General features: G+C 51.8%; 39 protein-coding genes. 38 read left to right on the top strand and 1 reads right to left on the bottom strand.

Features of this window, described 5'->3' with window-relative positions; translation table 11 throughout:
- Window positions 1-93 precede the first annotated feature (93 nt).
- Both dxs and H3L98_RS10525 read left to right on the top strand, forming a co-directional pair.
- Window positions 94-2,010, top strand: a complete 1,917-nt coding sequence (gene dxs / locus H3L98_RS10530; protein ID WP_156932353.1) for a 1-deoxy-D-xylulose-5-phosphate synthase — start codon at window positions 94-96, stop codon at window positions 2,008-2,010.
- A gap of 141 nt (window positions 2,011-2,151) precedes the next feature.
- A complete protein-coding gene (locus tag H3L98_RS10525) occupies window positions 2,152-2,454 on the top strand; it encodes a hypothetical protein (protein ID WP_027022633.1) in 303 nt (100 codons plus the stop codon).
- A 178-nt stretch (window positions 2,455-2,632) separates the two neighbouring features.
- On the opposite strand, the gene H3L98_RS10520 is transcribed toward H3L98_RS10525, so the two are convergent.
- Window positions 2,633-3,412 (bottom strand): S24 family peptidase, encoded by a 780-nt coding sequence (locus H3L98_RS10520; RefSeq protein ID WP_027022632.1) that lies wholly within the window; start codon window positions 3,410-3,412, stop codon window positions 2,633-2,635.
- Between the two features lie 384 nt (window positions 3,413-3,796).
- Here H3L98_RS10520 and H3L98_RS10515 point away from each other — a divergent pair, with 384 nt between their 5' ends.
- The 36 genes from H3L98_RS10515 (at window position 3,797) to H3L98_RS10340 (ending at window position 22,325) form a co-directional block, all read left to right on the top strand.
- Complete coding sequence (locus H3L98_RS10515; RefSeq protein WP_246327825.1) at window positions 3,797-4,012, top strand: helix-turn-helix domain-containing protein; 216 nt, start codon at window positions 3,797-3,799, stop codon at window positions 4,010-4,012.
- Window positions 4,009-6,129 (top strand): Mu transposase C-terminal domain-containing protein, encoded by a 2,121-nt coding sequence (locus H3L98_RS10510; RefSeq protein WP_084481926.1) that lies wholly within the window; start codon window positions 4,009-4,011, stop codon window positions 6,127-6,129. The genes H3L98_RS10515 and H3L98_RS10510 overlap by 4 nt, the downstream gene beginning before the upstream one ends.
- An 81-nt stretch (window positions 6,130-6,210) precedes the next feature.
- The gene (locus H3L98_RS10505; protein WP_027022631.1) at window positions 6,211-6,939 is read left to right on the top strand and encodes an AAA family ATPase; all 729 of its coding nucleotides are present in this window, start codon (window positions 6,211-6,213) and stop codon (window positions 6,937-6,939) included.
- Window positions 6,936-7,496, top strand: coding sequence for a hypothetical protein (locus H3L98_RS10500; protein ID WP_027022630.1), 561 nt, complete (start codon window positions 6,936-6,938; stop codon window positions 7,494-7,496). Before H3L98_RS10505 ends, H3L98_RS10500 begins: the two co-directional genes overlap by 4 nt.
- On the top strand, window positions 7,486-7,830 hold the full coding sequence (locus tag H3L98_RS10495; protein WP_246327824.1) for an XRE family transcriptional regulator: 345 nt from the start codon (window positions 7,486-7,488) through the stop codon (window positions 7,828-7,830). The genes H3L98_RS10500 and H3L98_RS10495 overlap by 11 nt, the downstream gene beginning before the upstream one ends.
- A gap of 4 nt (window positions 7,831-7,834) precedes the next feature.
- Window positions 7,835-8,014 carry a hypothetical protein gene (locus tag H3L98_RS10490; protein WP_027022628.1) on the top strand — a complete coding sequence of 60 codons (180 nt, stop codon included), beginning with the start codon at window positions 7,835-7,837 and terminating at the stop codon, window positions 8,012-8,014.
- The gene (locus tag H3L98_RS10485) at window positions 7,995-8,183 is read left to right on the top strand and encodes a hypothetical protein (RefSeq protein WP_027022627.1); all 189 of its coding nucleotides are present in this window, start codon (window positions 7,995-7,997) and stop codon (window positions 8,181-8,183) included. Before H3L98_RS10490 ends, H3L98_RS10485 begins: the two co-directional genes overlap by 20 nt.
- A 71-nt stretch (window positions 8,184-8,254) precedes the next feature.
- Complete coding sequence (locus tag H3L98_RS10480) at window positions 8,255-8,545, top strand: helix-turn-helix domain-containing protein (protein ID WP_027022626.1); 291 nt, start codon at window positions 8,255-8,257, stop codon at window positions 8,543-8,545.
- Window positions 8,545-8,799 (top strand): hypothetical protein, encoded by a 255-nt coding sequence (locus H3L98_RS10475; RefSeq protein ID WP_027022625.1) that lies wholly within the window; start codon window positions 8,545-8,547, stop codon window positions 8,797-8,799. Before H3L98_RS10480 ends, H3L98_RS10475 begins: the two co-directional genes overlap by 1 nt.
- Complete coding sequence (locus tag H3L98_RS10470; protein ID WP_169733482.1) at window positions 8,783-9,469, top strand: DUF2786 domain-containing protein; 687 nt, start codon at window positions 8,783-8,785, stop codon at window positions 9,467-9,469. Before H3L98_RS10475 ends, H3L98_RS10470 begins: the two co-directional genes overlap by 17 nt.
- Entirely contained in the window at window positions 9,466-9,795 is a 330-nt protein-coding gene (locus tag H3L98_RS10465; RefSeq protein ID WP_027022623.1) for a hypothetical protein, read from the top strand. Before H3L98_RS10470 ends, H3L98_RS10465 begins: the two co-directional genes overlap by 4 nt.
- Window positions 9,792-10,265 (top strand): hypothetical protein, encoded by a 474-nt coding sequence (locus H3L98_RS10460; RefSeq protein ID WP_027022622.1) that lies wholly within the window; start codon window positions 9,792-9,794, stop codon window positions 10,263-10,265. The genes H3L98_RS10465 and H3L98_RS10460 overlap by 4 nt, the downstream gene beginning before the upstream one ends.
- Entirely contained in the window at window positions 10,262-10,630 is a 369-nt protein-coding gene (locus H3L98_RS10455; RefSeq protein WP_034333878.1) for a hypothetical protein, read from the top strand. Before H3L98_RS10460 ends, H3L98_RS10455 begins: the two co-directional genes overlap by 4 nt.
- Window positions 10,627-11,151: a host-nuclease inhibitor Gam family protein gene (locus H3L98_RS10450; RefSeq protein WP_027022621.1), complete on the top strand. Its 525-nt coding sequence runs from the start codon at window positions 10,627-10,629 to the stop codon at window positions 11,149-11,151. The genes H3L98_RS10455 and H3L98_RS10450 overlap by 4 nt, the downstream gene beginning before the upstream one ends.
- 96 nt (window positions 11,152-11,247) lie before the next feature.
- Window positions 11,248-11,526, top strand: a complete 279-nt coding sequence (locus tag H3L98_RS10445) for an HU family DNA-binding protein (RefSeq protein WP_027022620.1) — start codon at window positions 11,248-11,250, stop codon at window positions 11,524-11,526.
- A gap of 134 nt (window positions 11,527-11,660) precedes the next feature.
- Window positions 11,661-11,924, top strand: coding sequence for a hypothetical protein (locus H3L98_RS10440; protein ID WP_027022619.1), 264 nt, complete (start codon window positions 11,661-11,663; stop codon window positions 11,922-11,924).
- A 38-nt stretch (window positions 11,925-11,962) separates the two neighbouring features.
- Window positions 11,963-12,124 carry a hypothetical protein gene (locus H3L98_RS10435; protein ID WP_156932347.1) on the top strand — a complete coding sequence of 54 codons (162 nt, stop codon included), beginning with the start codon at window positions 11,963-11,965 and terminating at the stop codon, window positions 12,122-12,124.
- On the top strand, window positions 12,121-12,330 hold the full coding sequence (locus H3L98_RS10430) for a helix-turn-helix domain-containing protein (RefSeq protein ID WP_027022618.1): 210 nt from the start codon (window positions 12,121-12,123) through the stop codon (window positions 12,328-12,330). Before H3L98_RS10435 ends, H3L98_RS10430 begins: the two co-directional genes overlap by 4 nt.
- Before the next feature lie 131 nt (window positions 12,331-12,461).
- Window positions 12,462-12,881 carry a gp16 family protein gene (locus H3L98_RS10425; RefSeq protein ID WP_034333907.1) on the top strand — a complete coding sequence of 140 codons (420 nt, stop codon included), beginning with the start codon at window positions 12,462-12,464 and terminating at the stop codon, window positions 12,879-12,881.
- Window positions 12,874-13,350 (top strand): Mor transcription activator family protein, encoded by a 477-nt coding sequence (locus H3L98_RS10420; RefSeq protein WP_051532149.1) that lies wholly within the window; start codon window positions 12,874-12,876, stop codon window positions 13,348-13,350. The genes H3L98_RS10425 and H3L98_RS10420 overlap by 8 nt, the downstream gene beginning before the upstream one ends.
- Before the next feature lie 121 nt (window positions 13,351-13,471).
- Window positions 13,472-14,110 carry a hypothetical protein gene (locus H3L98_RS10415; protein WP_027022616.1) on the top strand — a complete coding sequence of 213 codons (639 nt, stop codon included), beginning with the start codon at window positions 13,472-13,474 and terminating at the stop codon, window positions 14,108-14,110.
- Window positions 14,111-14,124: 14 nt separating this feature from the next.
- Entirely contained in the window at window positions 14,125-14,304 is a 180-nt protein-coding gene (locus H3L98_RS10410) for a hypothetical protein (protein WP_027022615.1), read from the top strand.
- Between the two features lie 31 nt (window positions 14,305-14,335).
- Window positions 14,336-14,689, top strand: coding sequence for a hypothetical protein (locus H3L98_RS10405; protein ID WP_027022614.1), 354 nt, complete (start codon window positions 14,336-14,338; stop codon window positions 14,687-14,689).
- Window positions 14,679-14,888 (top strand): hypothetical protein, encoded by a 210-nt coding sequence (locus H3L98_RS10400; RefSeq protein ID WP_027022613.1) that lies wholly within the window; start codon window positions 14,679-14,681, stop codon window positions 14,886-14,888. The genes H3L98_RS10405 and H3L98_RS10400 overlap by 11 nt, the downstream gene beginning before the upstream one ends.
- A 2-nt stretch (window positions 14,889-14,890) precedes the next feature.
- The gene (locus H3L98_RS10395) at window positions 14,891-15,121 is read left to right on the top strand and encodes an Acb2/Tad1 domain-containing protein (protein WP_084481929.1); all 231 of its coding nucleotides are present in this window, start codon (window positions 14,891-14,893) and stop codon (window positions 15,119-15,121) included.
- 4 nt (window positions 15,122-15,125) lie between these two features.
- The gene (locus H3L98_RS10390) at window positions 15,126-15,305 is read left to right on the top strand and encodes a hypothetical protein (protein WP_027022611.1); all 180 of its coding nucleotides are present in this window, start codon (window positions 15,126-15,128) and stop codon (window positions 15,303-15,305) included.
- A gap of 12 nt (window positions 15,306-15,317) precedes the next feature.
- Entirely contained in the window at window positions 15,318-15,710 is a 393-nt protein-coding gene (locus tag H3L98_RS10385; protein ID WP_027022610.1) for a hypothetical protein, read from the top strand.
- Window positions 15,625-15,927, top strand: coding sequence for a hypothetical protein (locus tag H3L98_RS10965; protein ID WP_246327823.1), 303 nt, complete (start codon window positions 15,625-15,627; stop codon window positions 15,925-15,927). The genes H3L98_RS10385 and H3L98_RS10965 overlap by 86 nt, the downstream gene beginning before the upstream one ends.
- Window positions 15,924-16,247 (top strand): hypothetical protein, encoded by a 324-nt coding sequence (locus H3L98_RS10375; RefSeq protein ID WP_156932346.1) that lies wholly within the window; start codon window positions 15,924-15,926, stop codon window positions 16,245-16,247. Before H3L98_RS10965 ends, H3L98_RS10375 begins: the two co-directional genes overlap by 4 nt.
- Window positions 16,244-16,525, top strand: coding sequence for a hypothetical protein (locus H3L98_RS10370; protein WP_027022608.1), 282 nt, complete (start codon window positions 16,244-16,246; stop codon window positions 16,523-16,525). The genes H3L98_RS10375 and H3L98_RS10370 overlap by 4 nt, the downstream gene beginning before the upstream one ends.
- Window positions 16,522-16,743 (top strand): hypothetical protein, encoded by a 222-nt coding sequence (locus H3L98_RS10365; RefSeq protein ID WP_027022607.1) that lies wholly within the window; start codon window positions 16,522-16,524, stop codon window positions 16,741-16,743. Before H3L98_RS10370 ends, H3L98_RS10365 begins: the two co-directional genes overlap by 4 nt.
- Before the next feature lies 1 nt (window position 16,744).
- The gene (locus H3L98_RS10360; RefSeq protein ID WP_027022606.1) at window positions 16,745-17,248 is read left to right on the top strand and encodes a DUF1804 family protein; all 504 of its coding nucleotides are present in this window, start codon (window positions 16,745-16,747) and stop codon (window positions 17,246-17,248) included.
- Window positions 17,249-17,250: 2 nt separating this feature from the next.
- Complete coding sequence (gene terL / locus H3L98_RS10355) at window positions 17,251-18,867, top strand: phage terminase large subunit (RefSeq protein WP_034333875.1); 1,617 nt, start codon at window positions 17,251-17,253, stop codon at window positions 18,865-18,867.
- Between the two features lie 16 nt (window positions 18,868-18,883).
- A complete protein-coding gene (locus H3L98_RS10350; protein WP_027022604.1) occupies window positions 18,884-20,311 on the top strand; it encodes a phage portal protein family protein in 1,428 nt (475 codons plus the stop codon).
- Window positions 20,308-21,981 carry a phage head morphogenesis protein gene (locus H3L98_RS10345; RefSeq protein ID WP_051532148.1) on the top strand — a complete coding sequence of 558 codons (1,674 nt, stop codon included), beginning with the start codon at window positions 20,308-20,310 and terminating at the stop codon, window positions 21,979-21,981. Before H3L98_RS10350 ends, H3L98_RS10345 begins: the two co-directional genes overlap by 4 nt.
- Window positions 21,978-22,325: a hypothetical protein gene (locus H3L98_RS10340; RefSeq protein WP_027022603.1), complete on the top strand. Its 348-nt coding sequence runs from the start codon at window positions 21,978-21,980 to the stop codon at window positions 22,323-22,325. Before H3L98_RS10345 ends, H3L98_RS10340 begins: the two co-directional genes overlap by 4 nt.
- The last annotated feature ends 103 nt before the right edge of the window (window positions 22,326-22,428 follow it).

Here is a 22,428-nt window from a genome sequence, read left to right as displayed (position 1 = left end):
AACCACAGGACGGGTTTTTGTCTGCGCTGCCCCATTATGGTGCGCCTGCGTTATAATCCCAGCCGTTTACAACCCCAATACACAAACCCCGACATCATGGACACGCCCCTGCTCGATACCGTTACCCTGCCCGAAGACCTGCGCCGTCTTGATTTGGCACAACTGCCACAACTGGCAGCCGAACTGCGTACTTTTTTATTGGAAAGCGTCGGGCAGACCGGCGGGCATTTTGCCAGTAATTTGGGCGCGGTAGAGCTTACCCTTGCCCTGCACTATGTGTACGACACCCCGAGCGACCATCTGGTGTGGGACGTAGGGCATCAAAGCTATCCGCACAAAATCTTAACGGGACGCAAAAACCGCATGAATACCATGCGACAATTTGGCGGATTGGCGGGTTTTCCCAAGCGCAGCGAAAGCGAGTACGATGATTTTGGTGTCGGGCATTCCTCCACATCCATCGGCGCGGCATTGGGCATGGCGGTTGCCGACAAACTTGCAGGCAGTGAAGCCCGCAGCGTTGCCATTATCGGCGACGGCGCCATGACCGCAGGTCAAGCATTTGAAGCCCTGAACAACGCAGGCGATATGGACATTGATTTATTGGTGATTTTAAACGACAACGAAATGTCCATATCCCCCAATGTGGGTGCATTGCCCAAATATCTGGCGCGGCGCGTGTTGCACGGCGATATGCGCGATGTTTTGCACAACATCAAAAAACAATCTGCGCCTATTTTGGACAAATTGCCTACTGTCAAAGGCTTGGCAGAAAAAGCCGAACAAAAGCTCAAAACCGTTGCCAGCGAAAGCGAACACGTCAAACAATCCTTGTCGCTGTTTGAGAATTTTGGTTTTGCCTACACAGGCGCAGTGGACGGACACAATGTAACCGAACTGGTACAAGTATTACGAGAACTGAAACAGCGCAAAGGTCCACAACTGCTTCATGTGATTACCAAAAAAGGTCAGGGCTATAAATTGGCGGAAAACGACCCCGTTAAATACCACGCCATTGGCAAAACCCCGTCTTCTGCACCTGCTGCGCCCGCCACGCCACGCCCCACTTACACCCAAATTTTCGGGCAATGGCTGATTGACCAAGCCCGCGCCGACAGCAAACTGGTGGCGATTACCCCCGCCATGCGCGAAGGCAGCGGCTTGGTGGAATTTGAAAAACAGTTTCCCGAACGCTATTTTGATGTCGGTATTGCCGAACAACACGCCGTAACCTTTGCCGCAGGGCTGGCTTGCGGCGGCATTAAGCCCGTTGTCGCCATTTATTCCACCTTTTTGCAACGCGCTTACGACCAACTGGTTCACGATGTTGCCCTGCAAAACCTACCCGTTTTGTTTGCCATTGACCGCGCAGGCATTGTCGGCGCAGACGGACCCACCCACGCAGGCGCGTATGATTTAAGCTTTTTGCGCTGCGTACCCAATATGGTGATTGCCGCGCCTTCCGATGAAAACGAATGTCGTCTATTATTATCTACTTGTTATCAATTGGATAAGCCTGCGGCGGTGCGTTATCCGCGCGGTACGGGCTGCGGCGCAGCCGTGCAAGAGCATTTAGACACCGTTGCCCTAGGCAAAGGCGTATTACGGCGCACAGGTGCAGGCAAAGTGGCATTCATTGCCTTTGGCAGCATGGTGCAACCCGCTTTAGCAGCAGCCCAAGCCCTAGATGCCAGCGTAGCCGATATGCGTTTTGTCAAACCCTTGGATACCGATTTACTGGCACAATTGGCGCAGTCGTATGATTATTTGGTGTGTGTGGAAGAAAACGCCGCCACAGGTGGTGCGGGCAGCGCGGTTTTGGAAGCCTTGGCACAGGCAGGCGTGGTTAAACCCGTGTTGCTGCTGGGGATTCCCGACATCGTAACCGAACATGGCGATGCCGATAAATTACTGGCAGATATGGATTTATGCGCCACAGGCTTGCAAACGCGGGTAAACGCATGGTTGGGCGCACATGCTTCAAATTTACCTGATAATGTGTTGCCTTAAAATCGTATATGAAAAATTCACTACGTTGTGCTACAATTAGCCTGCCCTAATTGGGCATATAGCTGATGTTGTATGTGGGTTATTGTGTGTAATAACCTTGTACAATTAATTTTTAAAAATTAAGATAGAAGGTTGAATCAAATGAAAAAATCCCCCCCCCGCCGTTTGGTGGTAAGCCTGATTGCTGCTTTGATGCTGACCGCGCCTGTTTATGCCAAGAGTGATGTACAAGTCAGCTCTGATGGTACGCAAATTCGTTTTACTTGGACATTGAATGAACCTACAAGTAGCGCAAATGCTAAAGCCTACGCCGCTTTTAAAAAAGGTAACTATGCTGAAGCCAAACGTTTGTGGGCAGTTCAGGCTGCTCAAGGTAATGCCAATGCACAATATTCATTTGGTGTTTTGTATTTAAAAGGGCTGGGCGTTACAAATATGGGGTAGTGATAATTATGTCATAGGGGAAAAGGGGAAAAAATTGGCGAAAAATTTAAGGTAATCAAAAAACAAGACGAAAATCAGGCGAAAATGCAAATTGGGTAAAACCGCGCAAAAATGGTCAGAATTTGGGCTATTTTGCGCGGTTTTTGTCATGGAATGGGCTGGCTATGGGGAAAAATGGTCAGCCTGCTACGCCTGCGCTCCATAAATACTTGCCGTATAACTCAAATTCGTGCGGTTCAAAACGACTTAAGTCCAATTCTACGGTGGGGTAGATGCTTTTGTTGGGGTTGTCGCTGATGATTTGGTAGCGGTCGGGGGCGGTACGGACAAGGCGTTTGACGCGAATCTCGTCGTATTGGCGGAACAGGTACACGCCCTCCCCTGTGAAACGGGCTGTGGCGTGCCACAACACGGCTCCACGGTCAATCAGGGTAGGAAACATACTGTCGCCTTGTACGCGGGTACAGAAGCAATGGGCGGGCTCTACGGCTAATTGCTGGATAAAGGACGCGCGAAACCACATGACATCGCAGTTGGTGTCCCAGACGATGTTGCCGTTGCCTGCGCTGGCAAATACTTGACTGTAATAGCGGATGGGGACGATGCGTTTGCGGTCCTGCTCGGCTGCCCATTGTTGGTATTGGCTAAAAGCGGGCTGCATGGACAGGGGTAAATCATACAGGGCAGATGGTGGGGTGGCTGTATGGGGGACACTGGGGGCGGTTTCCAGCAGGTGCAGTAAGCCTTTTTCTGTTAATTCATGGATTACCTTATCAGGTAAGGTGTACAACGTCTTGACACCATTGCGTCCACCTTTGCCTTTTACTGTGCGGCTTGCCCAGTTTTTACTTTCTGCTCTCTTCTTTACCCCTCCTTTACTTGAAGGCAAGTCAATTTCAATGCCTTGTTCTCGGGCGTGTTGAACCAAATCCACTATTTCTTGGGTGCTTAATTCCATCGTTTTTTGTTCCAAATGAAGTGTCCTACTTTTTGGAAAAGTAGGACACCAAGTCGGACACAGAGTTAATAAAATTAGTTCAATTATTTATCAATAGCTTACCTGAAAATAGGTAAACTTCTTTGGTAAACTAGTTGATTACTTTGGTGTACTACTTTATCATGTTTAAAACTTCCAAACAGAAATTATAAAACGTTTTGGAAATTGCTCTTTAACAATTTGGAAAAAAGCCGAATAAGTGCAAGCTATCTGTATCAAAGAAACAGTTGAAAGGCTGTTTAACAGGCAAACTTGGTGCATTGGCATCAGGTTTGCCGATTAAATGGTTTTGAACTTGAGAAAGGAGAGGTTGTGCATCCTGAATTGATACGGGCTGAAATCAGAATGCGGGGAAAAACCCTTACTGACCTAGCCCGTGAATACAATATCTCGCCGCGTGTGGTGAGTTTGGCATTGCAAAAACCAAGTTTGGCAGGCGAGAAAGCCATCGCTGATTTTTTGAACCGACCACTGCATGAGTTATTTCCGCAGCGTTGGACAAAAGACGGTAGGCGTATCCGTCCGCGTTATCGTTATCTATATGAGGAACAGGCAGCATGAGTATGCAGTTTTCCATTGCAGAATTATTGGCTTTGGAGCTGCCCGATTTGCCAAAAAGCAAATCAGGCTTAACCAAGCGAATTAAAACGGAAGCATGGGCATTTATTGAAGTGGCAGCCAAAGGCGGCAAAGGCGGTGTGAAAAAAATGTACACGCCGCCACCTGCTATCTTGAAACAGATACAGGCGCAACAGGCTGAAAAGCTGTTGGCGGAAACTGCACCTGCACCGTTGCCTGCTGTACAGGCTGATACCCGTGAAGATGCGTTGGCTGGCAGTACAGCAGCACAACGTAATCAGGAGGGGGCGCGGTTGGCGGTGTTGCAGGAAGTGGAAAAGCTGATGACGCAAACGGGTGTGGGTAAGGATGCGGCAATTACCACGCTGCTGACCCAAGCCAAACAAGCGGAATATCCGCATTTGGCGGCGATGTTGGCGGCAGCTAACGATAAGCGCGGCGGTGGTGGGGGCATACCCAGCAGTCGGACGATTAAACGTTGGTTCGCGCAGCGTGAGGCTTCGGGTAATCTGATTGCGAAAAAGATACAGGCAGATATGCGTGTGCCTGCGTGGTTGAACTTGTTTTTGCAGCATTGGCAGCAGCCGATGAAGCCGAGTGTGGAACGGGCTTACCTCTATTTTGTGTCTGATTGGGCGGCGCAAAAACCACTTGAAAAACCGCCGAGTGTCCATGCGGTGCGGCGGGCGTTGGCGAAAATGGGCATGGTCAGCCGTCAGGTGGGGCGCAAGGGGGCGCGGGAGTTGAAAAACGATTTGCCGTTTACGCGGCGGGAATTTTTGCACCTGCCACCTGCGGCGATTTACACGGCGGACGGGCATCAGTTTGACGCGGAGGTGTTGAATCCGTTGAGCGGTAAGCCGTTTAGACCTGAAATCACGACGGTGTTGGATATTGCGACACGGCGGCTGATGGGTTGGAGCGTGGGCTTGGCGGAAAGCCGTTTTACGGTGCTTGAAGCCTTGTGCCATGCGAGTCGTACGGCGATTGGGGCGGTGTGGTATGTGGACTGGGGTAAAGGCTTTGAAAATCTGATGATGACCGATGAGGCGGTGGGCTTAATGGGACGGTTGGGCATGACGATGAAACACGCCCGCGCTTATAACTCGCAAGCGAAAGGGGCATCGGAACGCAGCCACCAGATATTTACCCATGCAGCTAAAGCCTTGCCCAGCTATATCGGCAAGGATATGGATGATGAGGCACGGAAAACGGTGTATCGCTGGTCGCGCAAGGAAATCAAGCTGCACGGGAAAATCATCAATAGCCCGATTCCCACTTGGGATGAGTTTAAGGCTTATGTGGAAGCGATTGTGGACGATTATAACAACCGTCCACACCGCAGCCTGCCGAAAATCACGGACGCAAACGGTAAGAAACGCCACTTAACGCCACATGAGATGTGGGCGTTAAAGGTTAAGGAGTTTGGCGAGCCGCCAAAAGTGGGGGCGGAAGAGGAAGGCTGGTTATTCCGTCCGCAAATTGTCCGCACGGTAAGACGTGGTGAAATCAGTATTTTCAACAATGTTTATTTTAGTGAACAACTTAATGAGTACAACGGTTTGGAAATGCGGGTGGGCTACGATGTGCAGGACGCACAATGGGTGTGGGTGTATGACGATGCGGGCAGGCTGGTATGCAAGGCGGAATGGAATGGTAACAGTCAATCCTACTACCCTGAAAGTGTGGTGGCTCAAGCGATAGACAAACGCACGGAAGCGCGTATCAAACGGGCGGAAGTACGGGTGCAGGATGCGCTGGCAGAACGGCGCGGGGCGGCGTTGTTGGAACATCAGCCCAGCGTGAATTTGGGAGGCATGGTGTTGGATTTATCGGGGGCGGAACTGGCAGCCAAAGGGGAAGCGGCGATGGTGCGCTTGGCGGAACGGGCAAATGCGGACAAGCAGCAGGCGGTGGTTGTGCCAGTAAGCGAGGTACAGCAGGCAAATGTGTGGCGTGTGCCTGAAACGGCGGCGGAACGGTTTGCCGAATACTGGCGCATCTGCGACAGGGCGGATTTGCCTGATGCAGCGGCGCGGTGGGTTAAGCGTTATCCACAAAGCCATGAGTATCAGGCGATGCACAAGCAGGCTGCCTGACAAAGCGGCGCAGGAAACGGAACTTCCTGCGCCATGTGTTTAAAGATTTTTTAAAACCTATCTAAACGGAGTAATTCTATCATGAAAATTGCCAATATTAACAACCTTTCTTTGGTCGCGATTGCGATGGAAAAACTGACCAACCGTATGGACGGCTTGCCTGGACTGGGCGTGTTGTATGGTCCGAGCGGTTACGGTAAGACCACTGCTACGGTGGCGGTTGCCAACCGCACCCAAGCCTATTATGTGCAACTGCGCTCGGCTTGGAGCAAAAAAACCCTGCTGGAAAAAGCCTGTTTTGAAATGGGTGTACCCGTTGGCAAAAACGTTGCCGCCAGCTTGGACAATATTGTCGAACAGCTTGCTGCCAGCCAACGCCCCTTAATCTTGGATGAAGCCGATTATCTGGTCAGCAAGGCGGGCATGGTGGAGCTGGTACGCGACATCTACGAGGGCAGTCAAGCTCCTATTATGCTGGTGGGCGAAGAGCAGTTGCCCAACAAGCTGAAAAAATACGAGCGTTTCCACGGGCGCGTGTTGAGTTGGATTCCTGCCCAGCCCGTGAGCATGGCAGATGCGGAGCTGTTGGCGGCGGTGTATGCGCCTGATGTGCAGATTGATAAAGAGCTGCTGGCGCATATTGTGGAACTGGCACACGGGTCGGTGCGGCGCGTAACCGTCAATTTGGTGAATTTGGCGGAGGCGGCAGCGGTAAACGGCTATGAATCGGCGGATATGGGTAGCATTGCCAAAATGCAAGGCTTTGAATTTTATAAAGGGGAAGTGCCGAAACGCGGGGTGCGCGTATGAGAAAGCCCCGCCGTCAGCAAATTTGGGACATCCTGCGCCAGCAAAAAACGGTGTTTTTATCTGCCAACACACTGGCAGGCAAAACGGGCATCAATCCGAAAAATGTTGCCACCTTGATGTTGGGTTTGGAAAAGGCGGGCTATGTGGAAGTGTTGAAGCAGCGTGATGTGTTTACAGGCAAACTGGTTAAAACATGGCGGCTGTTGAAAGATTGCGGTGTGGATGCACCGCGTATTGACCGCCACGGACAGCCCTTGCCCGAAACCTTGTCGTCCGTAGCATGGCGCACCATCAAAATCCTGAAAAGTTTTGGGTTGGACGAGTTGCAGGTGCATATCGGTATGAGCCATACCATTGCCCGCAGCACCTTGCGCCATTACACAGCATGGTTGGCAAAGGCAGGCTATCTGAAAAACACGGGAACGGCGAACCGTCCGCATTATGTGTTGGTTAAAAACACGGGCGGACGTGCGCCGCAGGTATGGCACATCACGGAAGTGTACGACCCCAATACTCAAGCAACAGTTTATAAAAAGGAATACAGCGATGACGAATAAACGTATTAACAAGCCATATATGCATGAAGAGTGGTTTGGTATTTTGGAAGCAAAGGTGGCGGAAAGCTCACGCGGGATTGTCGCCAAAGACTTGGGGTACAGCCTGACTGCTGTCAGCCTGATTATGAATGGCAAATATGCAGGCAGTACGGATAAGGTGTGCGAGCGTGTGTTGGAAGTGTACACGCGCATCGCTTGCCCACATACAGGGGCGGAAATGCCATTGCTGATGTGCGTGGAAACCGCCAACGGTAAAGCCCCTACTCACAATCCCATGAAAATGGCGCATTGGCGGGCGTGTCAAAACTGCCCGAAGCGACCGAAACGGGAGTAAGGAGATGGCGCAGCGCAGATGGCAACGCCGCAAAGAATGCGCCGTGTGCCGCAAAGCCAAGTTTTTACGGAACTTCCGCTTTATCGGACACGGGCGCGGCGGCGGATTGAATAACTGGGCAGAAGTATGTTTAAAGTGCGAACACCAGCAACAGGAGCAGAAACATGAAGCAAGTACCGATTGAAGAGCGGCGCGAATGTTTGAATGAAGCCCGCGTGTTTATGAATGGTGGTTATGGTTTTGTCGCCATTCCCTATGTAACCGAAGAGCAGAAACAGCATCTGTTGCGCTGGCAGGAGCGGGTAATGGCGGAGCTGGCAAAACAGCAACATCGGCAGCCGCAAGCTGCATAAGCCTTTGGCGGGGCGATATATTTTTTTGCCCTGCCAATTTGATAAACCATTAATTTAAAGGAATTTGCACCATGAGTGGAAGATGTGGACTACTGCCAGATGCCCGCCGTGAATTTGCGGCAAACCTTGCGGAATTACTGGCTGAAAAAGGTTGGCGCAACATCCATGACAAGGAGATGGCACAGAAAATCGGCGAGTTTTGCCAAGTGCCTGTCTCTGGTCAAACAGTGCATTACTGGCGCAAAGGCAGTTTTTTGCCGCGTCAAGATTGGTTTGACCGTTTGGCGGATTGGCTGGACTGCGAGCCACACGACTTATTATCGCCACAGTATCAGTCTATTTTACAACAACGGAGTCATTGATGAGTAAACAACAAACCTACCACCTGACGTTGCAGGTAACAGAGCAGAACGGGCTACACGCAGCCACTCTGAAAAATGGCGACAAGCTGCTGGCTGATACCGATGGTTACCGTTGGCCGACTGCAACTGATGCTGCATCCGATGTGATGTTCAAGATGAACAGTTATTACAGCAATCATCAGAGAGACTTGGGCGTGTATGACGAGCTGGCGCAAGAATGGAAAAGCACAGGACAAAATGATGGACAAGAATAAGGCTTTAGAAAAAATCAAAAAATGCTTGGCATTAAGCCAATCCGCCAATGAAAACGAAGCGGCGCAGGCATTGAAGCACGCACAGGCATTGATGGCGCAATACGGCTTGAATCAGGTGGATGTGGACTTGTCAGAAATCAGTGAAGTCAGCCGCCCTGCCGCCAAAACGCGTAACTTACCTGATTGGCATTGGCAACTGATACACACGGTCAGCCATGCTTTCGGTGTGAACGACTTTTTTCAAGCAGGCTGTGCCGTATTTGTCGGTCCCGCGCACCGCGCCGAAATCGCTGCCTACGCCTACGAAGTGCTGCTGCGCCAGCTTCAGGCTGCCCGCCGCCGCTATATGGCAGACACCCTGAAATATGTGCGTCCGCGCTCAGCCAAAATCTACCGTGCCGATGCCTTTTGCATCGGCTGGGTGCAAACCGTAAGTGGCATGGTAAGCGAATTTGCCATGACTACCCATGAGAAAGGGCTGATTGAACGGCATATGAGCCGTTATGAAATCCAAGAAGCCCCCGACCGCAAACGCCATGCCGACGGCTATACGCAGTTGATGGCCGCCGCCGACTACAGAATCGGTCGCGATGCAGGCAAATCCGCGCAACTGCATCACGCAATGGGCGGAGAAGCGGAAACGGCGCGACAATTGGAGCAACCGTCATGAGCAACCTAAAAGATTTTATGCGCCAGATTGCGCGTTGTTTCGGAAACTATCCACCACCGCATCCCTGTCGTGGCATATCTATCTATAAAAACAGTTGGTATTTGGTTTTACAGGTTAATGATAGCGAATGTGGCATTCAGCGCGGCGACTGCATCAAATGGGCAGGATTGCAGGAAAGTGATGAAGTCGTGATTCTCACGCCATTTACATTTTTGCGGTTAAAGCGGGAGAGAAAGGACAGAGTGGCTGACATGGTCAGTCTGAATCTGACCCACTTGTCTGGTATGTCGCTGCGCCCGATTGATATGAAAGCGAGAAAATCATGAAAACCCGTTGCCCCTGCTGCGGCGCGGAAAACAGCCTAGACGCTCTGTTGGCGCACGATGATGCCCGTGAAGTAGTGGTTTTAACCGCGCAATTGGGCGAGCTGGCAAAACCTGCATTGCAGTATCTGGGTTTGTTTCGCCCAGCCAAAGGAAGCCTGTCATTTGGGCGCACGGCGAAGCTGTTGGCGGAACTGGCAAGCGACATACAGGCAGGCGAAATTACCCGCAACCGCGTTGTCCACCCCGCGCCGCCCGAAGCATGGCGTTATGCCTTTGCCACTGCATTAGCGGCACGCCACACGCTGAAGCTCCCCTTAAAAACACACGGCTGGTTGTATGAAGTGCTGGCAGGTTGGCAGCCTGCCGATACCACTGCCGTCCGACCCGCCACACCCCATCAATCCACCACCCCCGCTGTGTCCAGTAAAACCTTAAGCGCAGCGGTCAACTTGGAGAAATTTAAACGATGATGCCACCTGAAGTAAACAATACACTGGTTGAGTGTTTGCAATACACCTTAACCCTGCGTTTGGCCTATGCCCCTGCCGCCGATGCGATTGAAGGCACGATGATGGCATGGCAAACCACCTTTGATAACTTGCCGTGGGCATGGGATGAGGAGCGCGACAGCCAACGTCTGAAGCAGGCATTTGCCACCTTTTGGGCGAATGCCGAGCGGTTTCCGACACCCCGCCTGATTATTGACAGTCTGCCACCCGTGCCGCCGCCCACGGTCAAGCTGTTGCCCCATAAACCCACGCCCGAACAGATGGCAGCAAACCGTAACCGACTGCAACAACTTTTAAAAATCTTAAGTAAAGGAAAAACACTATGAGCAAAACCCGTGTAAAAACCGCCGCCCTGTCCAACCAAAGCAAACAGGATATTATTGATGCCATTAAGCAAATTGGCGACATCAGTCGTGAAGTCAAACGCCAAGAAGCCGAGATGAACGATGGCATTGCCGCCTTGCAACAGCAGTACGCCGAAGCCACTGCCCCGCTGAACGCCCAAATGGAAGAGTTGCAAAAAACCGTACAAGTCTGGTGTGAAGCCAACCGCGATGCGCTGACTGACAACGGCAGTGTTAAAAGTGCCGATTTGGTAACAGGTACGGTTAAATGGCGCAACAACCCGCCGTCTGTGCGGGTAACGGGTACGGCGGCGGTGCTGGCATTGTTGAAAGCCAACCCCGATTTGGAACGTTTTGTTCGCGTAAAAGAAGAAGTCAATAAAGATGCCGTCTTAAACGAGCGCGACAAGTTTGATAGCGGGCAAGTACCCGGACTGAAAATCGTGGAGGGACGCGAATACTTTGTGATTGAACCGCACGACCAAGATTTAAGCCACATTTAAACCGTTTTTAAAAACCCTTTCTGCAAGTTGAAACTTGCCCCAACCGCAGGGCGGCGGAACCGCCCAATCCCTTAACCCTTATAATGGAGTAAAACCATGAACAAAAAAGAACTGATTAAAGCCGTTGCCGAACAAGCAGGCTTAAACCAAGCCGATGCCGCCAAAGCCATTGACGCGCTGACTGCCGTTATCGGCAACACGCTGGCGCAAGGCAGTGAGGTGCAACTGACGGGCTTCGGTACGTTTGGCACGCTGAAACGCGCCGAACGTTTGGGGCGTAACCCCGCCACGGGCGAAATGCTGATTATCCCCGCCAGCCGTGTCCCCAAATTTAAAGCGGGTAAAAACCTGAAAGATGCGGTTGCCAACAGCTAACAGTTAATTAGTAACAAGCACCAGCAACGCCATGAAAGTATTAAATACTTTTGTGGCGTTTTTTTGTTTTTGCACTTGACATAGGAAGTATTGTTTCCTATAATACACACATCAACAACAAACACGGAGTCAAAATGATTAAAAAAGAAATGCGCCGCGCCACCCAGCGCAAGGATTGGGACACAGTACAAAAACTGGAAAACATCCTGAAAACACGCGAAGAGCGGCAGAAAATTCGCACAGAGCGGGAACTGGCAAAAGAGCATCTGGCAAAGGCACAAGCCGAAACCCGCAAACTAAACTATGATGTGCGTTTTTCATTCGCAGCCATGATTTTTGGCGCAGTGGGTGCGTTAAGCGGTTTAGTAGCATTAGTAAAATCATTTATTAACAAATAATTCGGGCAGCCCCGCAAGGGGCTGCGGAAAGGAAAACCATGTTTAATGATGAAGAATACCGTATTGAGCGTGAACGCTTACGGGCAGAATCAGAAAAATTGGATAAACAAGTCGCATGGCTCATCAAACACCGATATAAAATCTGGCTGTTATATGCCGTTGGCGGCGTATCCTTGTTGTGGTGGGCATTTAGCTTATGATTACTTACCCCGAAACGGGCTATACGCCCGCCAATCTGCGCCATCTGTTGGGTATCTTGGGTATGACACAGGCGGCAGCCGCAAACTATTTGGGCGTGTCTGACCGCACGGTCAGAATGTGGCTGGCGGAAACTGACAAACCGTCCCATACCGATATGCCCTTGCTGCAATGGCGTAAACTATCGGCATTGGCAAACACTGACTAAATCCTAACCCTGTTTGTTGTTGTTTCATCCCCGCAAGTGTGTGCTTGCGGGGATTTTTGCTGTTGGGGGCTTGCTCATCTTTGTAACTTATGTATATTTTGGACATTACAGGTATTGAAAGGCATCAAACGATGGCAAATCAATCTGATACACGGCAAAAACTGATTGCCAAAATCCATATCGGCAAGGTGCAGCTAGGCATGGACGACACCACTTACCGCGCCATGCTGATGCGTGTTACCAGTAAGCAATCATGCGCGAAAATGAACGAAGCGGAATTGGCACGGGTGGCGCAAGAGCTGGCGCGTTTGGGCTTTGGACACTCGCTTGGCAAAACCCCGCTGCGCCGCGCCGATGCGACACCGATGATGCGTAAAATCGCCGCTTTGCTGAATGAAACAGGCAAAACATGGAATTATGCACATGGCATAGCGAAAAAAATGTTTGGTGTGGAAAACGTAAACCGCTTGGACAACGACCAACTGCACCGTGTGGTGGCTGCGCTGCAATACCACGCGCAACGTCAAGAAAAGGAAACTGCAAATGGATAAGAAAATCAACGAACAGGATTTTGCGGATTTGCAACACCTGCTACCGCCGATGTTCGCGGAAATTGTGCGCCTGATTGGTTTGGATAGTGCGTATTTGCTGGTTAAAAACTATGGCGGCACAACGTTTAAAATCGGTAAAAACAAGAATAAACAGGGAAAAGTATTGCATTTCGCCCTTGCTGAAGTGGTGGGCGAAGACAATGCTTGCAAGATTGAGCAGCATTTGGGCGGACAACGCGAGCTAAATATCCCCAAATGTGATGCGGTGCTGCGCGAGCTGCGAAACAGGGAAATCCGCCGCGAATATGATGAGCTGACCACGCGGGCGCAGTATCCGATGGGTACGATGCTGGCAGCGCAGAATCTTGCCCGTGCCTACCATCTGACACAGCGGCGCATCTTTGACATCGTCAATGCCCCACCGTCCGAACCACCCGCGCAAACGCAGTTGTGGACAATGGCAGGTTAAACCCATCTGAAACCTATCCCCAAGCATCTCATGCTTGGGGATTTTGTATTGAAATGCAACAAGCAGCCGTAAGCGGTGCAAACGGGCAAAATGGCAGCAATATCAACCAAAAAGGAACAAAATGAACGAAAACCGCGCCGCCTTTTACGACACAGTACGGCACAGCCTGTTTTCAGGCAACCTGACACAAAAGCAGGTGGACGGCATGGAAGCCCTGCTCACCGCCATCAGTCCGTTTAGCGTGTGCGAGCAGGCGTATATGCTCGCCACCGCCTACCATGAAACCGCCCGCACCATGCAACCCATCGCCGAAATCGGCAAGGGCGCGGGGCGTAAATACGGCACATGGCTTACCAACAGCAACGGTGTGTGCTACTGCCACGCCCACGGCGATAAAAAACGCAAGCCCGTTGTGTACACCGAAACCGACTATCCGCACCTGTACTACGGGCGCGGTTATGTCCAATTAACGTGGTTAGAAAACTATCTGCGTGCGGGCAAAGAGCTGGGATCGGTGCTGACCGATGCTGGACAACTGGCACGCGAACCCAAGCTGGCGATGCGTCCCGATATTGCCGCCATGATTATGTGTTTCGGTATGCGAGACGGCTGGTTTACGGGGCGCAAGCTGTCTGACTACATACGCGGCGACCAAGCCGATTACGTCAATGCCCGCCGCATCATTAACGGCACGGATAAGGCGCAGGCGATTGCCGCCTATGCCCGCAAGTTTGAAGCCGCGTTGCGGGCGATGAATTAAGAAAGGAAAAGCCGATGAAACACACCCTTTATGCGGCTTTGGCTGCTGCTGTCGCCAAATTTAAACACGCTTTTACCGAACTGCCACAACCCCAAGCTGTGCGCCAACCGACTTTTTACGGCAAAGCCCACCGCTTCAGCGGTGTGGCCGCCGCCCGTCGCGCTGCTAAAAAACGCCGCGCCCGCCGCCGTTAAATCATCACCCCAAACCAGAGGAGCTAAAGCAATGCGAATTGCCGTGATTCCCATGATGCTGGCGGCTGCAATGGCCGCCGCAGATTGTACCGTTACCCTGCCTGAAGACGACTACCACCGCATCAAAGCCCTGTTAAAAGGTAAGCGCACTGTAACCCACCGCTATGCCGAAGGACGTGCGGTACACCTGCGCGTGGCGTTTGGCAATACTGACCCATTTACCGAGCAGCTGAATCGCCGAACATTAGCACGTTATGGACACTTGCAATGTGGAAAGGAACAAGATGCCCCACCCGAAACATTACCCGAAATCAGACCCACCAGCCCCACAGCCCCCGCCGCCAAAAAGCCGCCTCTCAAACTGGTTAGGCGGTTTGGTCAATAACCCAACCACGGGGCAAATCTCACACAGTAAGGTGTGGGCAAATATCGCTGCGGGTGTGATGACGTGGCAGTTTGTCAGTGGCGATGCCCCCGAATGGCAATGGTGGGCGTATGGGGGGATGGTGGGCGGCTATGGGTTAGCCAAACGTGCCATTGCCGCCGTGCAGCAGGTTTCCGAGATTAAGAAAGAAAAGGAATGATTATGAAAAACAAAGAATTAACATTTGGTCAAAAAGCGGTGGGTTTAACATTTAACCCAAGCGGTAACGAAAAAGTAACGCAATGCAAACAAGCATTTGCCGATTTAATTGACATGATGAATGACTTGCGTAGCGACCCAAATAGCTCGCAAGACGCAAAACGTCATGCGTCTGTGGCAATCACCGAACTGGAAACCGCGCAAATGCGTGCTGTAAAGGCTTTGACGGTGTAACGGTATGGGAAAGCAACCAAACCCAATTGACCATTTAACTGGCAAGCAGCGTAAAGCATTGGAAGAAGCCGTATTGTGGGCGGCTAGGCAAGGGAAAGTCCTATCCGATGCGGAAGTAGACGAAATCGCCCATCAACTGCTGCGCTTAAACAACCCTGCACGTGGCATAAATTACTGTCTTTAATAAGGAGTATCTATGTTTAGCTTGCCCCACTACCTGAAACCCGCCCTTGCCGCCGCCGCGCTGCTGTTTGTCGGCGCAACGGCTTATCAATCGGGCAGACACCACGCGCAAAACCGTTGCGATGCCCAAGTTGCCAAGCTGCGCGAAACCCACGCCGCCGCGCTGTTAAAAGCCGAGCAGCACTACACCGCCGCCCTGCAACAGCACGCCGCGCAATATCAGGCGCGTTTACAGGCAGCCCGTGAAGCGGACAAAAACCTGTTTGCCGCCACTGTCCAAGCCCGCACCGAATCCGCAAACCATAAAAAGGAAATCCCCCATGTTATCCAAAACGATGCTGCTGCCGATTGCAGCGTGCTTGGCACTCTCGGCTTGCAACATTACCAAAAATCACTCGGCTACTGATGCGCCCGTCAAAGTGATTGAAAAACCCGTGCTGCCGCCGGTGCCGTCCGCGCTGATGCAAAAGCCGCCACGCCCCGAACCGCCCGCATCGGGCAAAGCCGCCGACCTGTTGGCGCACGCTGCCGATTTTGGCGCGTATGTGCGCCAGTTAGAAATCAAACTGGACGGCTGGATTCAATGGGTGAATGAACAAGCAGAAAGCGAGAACGTGCCGTGATGAATTACCGCGAACAGGTGCAGCGCGTGCTGTCTATCTACCACGCCCGCGCCGAATTGGGATTAAGCCGCAGCCGCGAGCAGGAAACCTTTGCGCGGCTGGTGTACGGCTTGTTAAAGCGCAATCAAATCCCGTTTAACTGGCATTTAAACCGCGATTTTGATGCCGTCTTTACCGTATCGCGCCAACACGCAGGCAGCCTGAAACGCCTGTTTGAACCGCATACGCTGGCGTTTGAGCAAGGCGGTGCGGTGTTGTCGCAGTACGGGCAGGACGGCATACAGGTGCGGTTTGCGTGGGCAGAAAGGGGTAAAGCATGATTGGCAAAATTCCTTTAACGGTGGAATGGGCATTCGGCATTTTAATCAGCTTTTTAATCGCGCTGTTATGGCATTTTATCAATGATTTAAAACGCAGGTTTGCCGATGCCGAACACGACCGCACCCGTTTGCGCGAACAACTGCATCAGGTAGAAAAAAACTACCAAAGCAAAGCCGAAGCCCGCGAACAGCGCGGCGAAATTGCCGAGCTGCTGCGCGAAATCAAAGCGAATGTAAAAGAGGTCAGCGAAAAGCTGGACAGAAAGGCAGACAAATGAAATCCGAACAACAAGATGCCGTGTTGAAAATGTTGCAGGAAATCCGCGATAAGCAGGATGAAACCATTGCCAAACAGGACAAAATGGACGAACACCTGAAGCAAATCCACAAAGACTGCCGCCGTGATTCCATCATAGCGGGCGGCGCGGCAGGCGTGGTTACCGGCGGCGTGGTATCGGTGGGCGTGGCGTATATCCGCGCCAAACTGGGGCTGTGATATGGCGCACCCGCAAGAGACCCGTGAAAAACTGCGCCGCCTGTATGTGGTGGAACAGCAGTCCTTGGAAAACGCCGCGCTGATGTGTGGTATTTCCGCTGCGACTGCGAGAAAGTGGAAATACGCTGATCGAGAAAAAGGCGAGGACTGGGACAAACAGCGCACCGCCTACATGATGGCAGGTGGTGGTATGGAAGATGTGTCCCGTGCGATTTTGGCGGGCTTTTTGGTGCAATACCAGTCCACCATTGAAGGCTTACAGGCAGACGAGGCTATGCCCCCAGCCGCCAAAGTAGAATCGCTGACCAGCTTGGCAGATGCGTTTAACAAAACCGTTTCCGCCAGCCGCAAAGTGCTGCCCGAAACCAACGAGCTGGCAACGGGCATGAAAGTATTGATGGCGTTGGGCGACTATATCGGCGAACACCATCCGCAGCATACCGCCGCCTTTGTGGATATTTTGGACGGCTTTGCTGCCAAGCTGCCTGAAAAACTCAAGGGCTGATTATGTCTTTTAACAAAAAAGAATTTTTACAGCAAATCGCGGCGTATTCCGCCCGTCTGCGCCAAACCATTGAAGCGGAAGTATCGGGCTTTGACCCGTCGCCTGCCGCCGTTGCCGAGCGGCGCAATGCCGTATTTGACCCCGTAACGGGCTACGAATACTTTGTCCAAAACTACTTTCCGCACTATGTGCGCTCGCCCCATCAATCAGAGCTGCACCGCTATTTATTCCGCCGTTTACCCGCCATCCTGCAATCCGACAAAAACGAAACCGAAGCCGATGCCGCACCGCGTGGCGAAGCCAAATCCACGCTGGTAACGCAGTTGTTTTCGCTGTGGTGCATCGTAACGGGGCGCAAAAAATACATTGTCGCCATTATGGACAGCATCGACCAAGCCTACCCGATGCTGGAATCCATTAAAGCCGAGCTGGAATTTAATCCGCGCCTGATTAGCGATTTTCCCGAAGCCACAGGACAGGGGAAAGTTTGGCAGGCAGGCACAATCGTGACCGCCAACGGCGTTAAAGTCCAAGTGGCGGGCAGCGGCAAAAAGCTGCGCGGTTTGCGCCACGGCGCATACCGTCCCGACCTGACCGTCTTGGACGATATAGAAAACGACGAACAAGTCCGCAATCCCGACCAGCGCGACAAACTTTCCGCATGGCTGACCAAAACCGTGCTGCAACTGGGCGGCGTGGGGCAAAAATACGATGTGATTTACATCGGCACGGTGCTGCACTACGACAGCGTGCTGAACCGCACCCTGCAAAACAAGTTTTGGCACAGCCGCAAGTTTCAGGCAGTTTTGGCGTGGCCGGAGCGCATGGACTTATGGGAACGCTGGGAAAACCTGTACCGCAGCGAGGGCGAAGAGATTGCCGCCCTGTTTTACGACAAGCATCAGGCAGAAATGGTACGCGGCGCAAAAACATCATGGGCGGCACGCGATATTTTGGCATTGATGAAAATCCGCGCCCGTGACGGACACGATGCCTTTGACAGCGAGTACCAAAACGACCCCGTTTCAGGCAGCAATGCCCCGTTTGCCGACCTGATTGAACGCTGCATCTATGTGGAAAAAGACCTGCCGAATGATTTGGAAATCTTTGGCGCGATTGACCCATCTATGGGCAAATCGGGCAACGGGCGCGACCCGTCCGCTATTTTGGTGGGTGGGCGCAGCAAAAGCACGGGCAGGCTGTATGTGCTGGAAGCCGTGATTAAAAAAATGCTGCCCGACAAGATTATTGAAACCGTTATTGCCCTGCAACGGCAGTACCAATGCAAAAAATGGGCTGTGGAAATTATCCAGTTCCAAGAGTTTTTTAAAAGCGAGCTGGTGCGGCGTAGCGCATTGGCGGGCGTACCCGTCCCCGCACAGGGCATCCGACCCAATGCCGATAAAACTTTACGCATTGAAACCCTGCAACCGCATTTGGCAAACGGGCTGATTTGGCTGGGACGTGAGCATAGCGTGCTGCAAACACAGTTGCGCCACTTTCCCAAAGCCGACCACGACGACGGTCCCGATGCTTTGCATATGCTGTGGATGTTGTCGCAAAGTCGCGCAGGCGGCGGAATGCGCCCGATACCAATTTACGAAAACTGCCCTTATTAGGTATTAGGATAAAACCATGCCAAAAAGAAAGAAAAATCCAGCCAGCGCACTGGTTAAATCCAAGCCGCTGGATATGAAACAACTGGTGCAAGATACCGCCTACGCACTGGATGCTTTTGCCGCCCAAGGCAGCGATGATTTGCTGGGGTATTTGGGCTTGTCGCGGCAGCAGGTGTATCAGGCAGTGATGTCAGACGATGAAGTGGATGCCTGTCGTGAAGACGTGGTGTCCGCGCTGCTGGCCAGCACTTGGCGGCTGTACGGCGACGATACCGATGATGTGCAGATGGACAAGCTGTATAAGTGCATCCGCAAAAACCTGCCCGCCATTGCCGAGCAGGTGGTGGTCGCCAAGCTGTGCGGCTATGCGGTGGCGCGGCTGGTGTACAAGCAAGACGATGACGGCTTCGTGGTGTTGAGCCGCGTGATTAGCCGCCACGATGAATTGGACAGATACGTCCCCAAATTTGACCGCTTGGTTTACAACGGCGTTTTAGGTGAGGAAACCGCCGACACCGAATTTGCCCACCTGTTTTTAACCAACAAAGCCACCTCCAAAAACCCCGCAGGCGAAATGGCGGTGGTGCGGATTTATCCCGCCGTGATGCTGCGGCGCGAAGGCTGGCGTTATGCCTACCAGTTTACCCAACGTTATGCCCAGCCCTATCTGGTTGCCAAAACACAGGGCGACAAAGATGCGGCGGCGCAAACCGTCAGCCGTTTTAAAAATGGTGGTGCGGCGGCGATTGACGTGGAAGAAGAGCTGCAAATGCTGCAAAACGCGGCAACGGGCGAGTTTTTCAGGCTGCTGGAGCAGATGGCAAACGCCCGTATCCAAAAATCCGTACTGGGACGGGTTAAAACCAGCGAGCTGATAAACGGCAGCCGCTCGGCACAAAAGGTAGAGCAGGATAACCAAAAAGACCGCATTGATGCTTACCTTAACCTGATGGCAACGGCGGTACAGCATATTGTGGACGCGCTGGTTGCCCTAAACGGCTATTATGCCGCGCCGATTAAGGTTTCAGGCAATTTGTGGTTTGAGTATGCGTCCGAAAACAAAGTGGATAAAGACCGTGCCGAGCGCGATGCCAAATACTTGGCAACGGGCAAGGTGGAATTAACCGAAGCCTATTACACCGACGTGTTAGGTTTTGAACCCGAACATTTCCGCGTGGTCAGCGATGCAAAAGGTGGTGCAAACCTGCCCTTATCCGTGCGCCTGTCGGACAGCCAAGACCCCGTGCAGCTTTCCGCCGACCAAAAAATCATGCAGCCCAAAATCCAAGCCATTTTGTCGGCGGCCGCGCAAGCCAACAGCTACGCAGAATTTGAACGCCTGCTGGACGGTTTGGATTTGAGCGTGGGCGACCAAATCCTCATTGACCGCTTGGTGTACCAAAACAGCCAAGCCGTTGCCGACGGCATGGAGGGCAAGGCGTGAGCGTCCAGTTTACCAGCCTGCTTGACCGCGCTGCTTATGAGCATTTGGCAGGACGCGAGCTGCTGCCCAGTTACAGCCATTACGATGTTTGGCTGTACGAGCATTCTGTCAGCTTCGCTGTTGCCAAAATGATGGACATGGATTTACTGGCGGAAACCAAAGCCGCGCTGCAAACCGCCATGCAAAACGGCACGGCTTACCGCGACTTTGAAAAGCGTTTAAAACCCTTTTTAATGGCACGCGGCTGGTGGGGCGAGCAGGTAATGACTGACCCTGCGGACGGTGTTGTCAAAACCGTGCAGCTTGGCAGTACCCGCCGTTTGCGCGTGATTTTTCAGACCAATATGGCAACCGCCTATGCCGCAGGACGTTGGCAACGCATCCAAGCATACCAAGACGATTTTCCTTTTTTGAAATATATCCCGTCCGTTGCCGAGCAGAAACGCCAAAGCCATATGAGCTACTATAACCGCATTTGGCGCGTAAGCGACCCCATTTGGCAGACCATCTATCCCCCCAACGGCTACGGCTGCCAATGCACCGTGCGTCAGCTTACCGAAGCCCAAGCCCTGCGAGAGCGCGGCGAAGACATTGCCAAAAATCCCGATGCCTTTGATGCACAGCAAATTGAAAACCACCGCAAAGGCGTGATTGACGACGGGCAAGAGCATATAGAATGGGTGGAATTTACCAATCCGCGCACGGGGCAAACCGTGCAAGTGCCGTTTGACATCACACCAACCTTTGCGCATAACCATGCCAAACGGCTGGATAATTTGCTGGATTTGGCAGCAGAAAAGCACGGCACCGAGTTTGCGACAACTGCAGAGAATGAATTGGCACAATATTTGGCAAAACGTGCCGAGCAGGAACTGCTGTCCAGCAGCGACAACATTATCGCCGAAGGCAAACGCCTGTTTGAAAAACATCGAGAAACCATTATCACGGCATTTGAGCAAAAGCAGCCGCATTTGGGGATTATGGAAGCCATGCGCTTGGAGGGAGTGGAAACAGGCGAAAACGTTTTGTTAAACGGCACAGACCCCGACTTGGTTAAAGAATTTGGCGAAGTGGTGTCCCGATACCCGCAGGCTTGGCTGGATATGTCCAATGCCAAAGGGGTAACGGTGGTTGAAGCAGGAGATGTCCGCTCTTTCCAAACTTACCTGACCCTTAAGGATTATAATTATTTAATCAGTAATATTGATAATCCGCCCGCCATGTACGACCATTTTGTCTATGCCTTAAAAAACAAGATGACAAGAGCGGGCGGCAGCTTGATTTCCATCGCTTTGGAAACTAATCCAGTATTAAACCACTCTCGTTATATACATGAATTTGCCCACCGCTTACAGGCTGCCATGCCTGACTTGAATGATTTGTTTGTGCGCCTGTGGCATGAACGGACAACAGGGGAAACGGCACACCCGTTGCAGGAATTAACAGGCATTTTAAGCTACGGCAAACATGAGATAGCGAAAAAAGACGGCTTTCCCGACCCTTACTATGGTAAGATGTATGGCGATGAAAGCAATCCGCTTCCAAGAGAAATGATGACCATGACATTTGAGTCATTATTAGGCGGAAACCCCGCTTTATTTGCACAATTGGCTTCAAAGCCCGACTTTTTCCACTTCGGCTTGGCATTGCTATTGAGATACAAACCATGATTACCGTATTTACATTAACCCGTAACCGAACCCCTATCGGTCAGATTCACTGGGAAACAAAACAAAGGGGGGTATTCCCTATCGCCAATAGTGGGAAAATTTACGGTGACGAAACTGCGGTAAAGGCTTTGAATGCTTTGGTTGAGCGGGCTTTCTCGGAAAAGTGGAAGAACATTCTGCCGCCCAATCCCAATTTAAACGAATTAAGCGACCCGCTTACTTCCCCTAGCGAATTATTTTCCATGTTTATTCATGGCGGCTATGATATTCCGCCCGAATTGCAGCAGATGTACGACAAATTATGCGGAAATATAGATAGCGGCGGTATAGATGTGGATTTTTAATGTTAAAAACAGCCTGTATCATTCAGGCTGTTTTTTATTTATTTTGATTGTCCTGTACTGCCCGATTATCCTGATTTGCAAAAACGCCGTTTTACGGCGTTTT

It is taken from the genome of Conchiformibius steedae (assembly GCF_014054725.1).
GTDB classification, from domain to species: domain Bacteria; phylum Pseudomonadota; class Gammaproteobacteria; order Burkholderiales; family Neisseriaceae; genus Conchiformibius; species Conchiformibius steedae.
The sequence above is the reverse complement of the archived record's forward strand: the minus strand, read 5'-3'. Positions and strand labels throughout refer to the sequence as shown.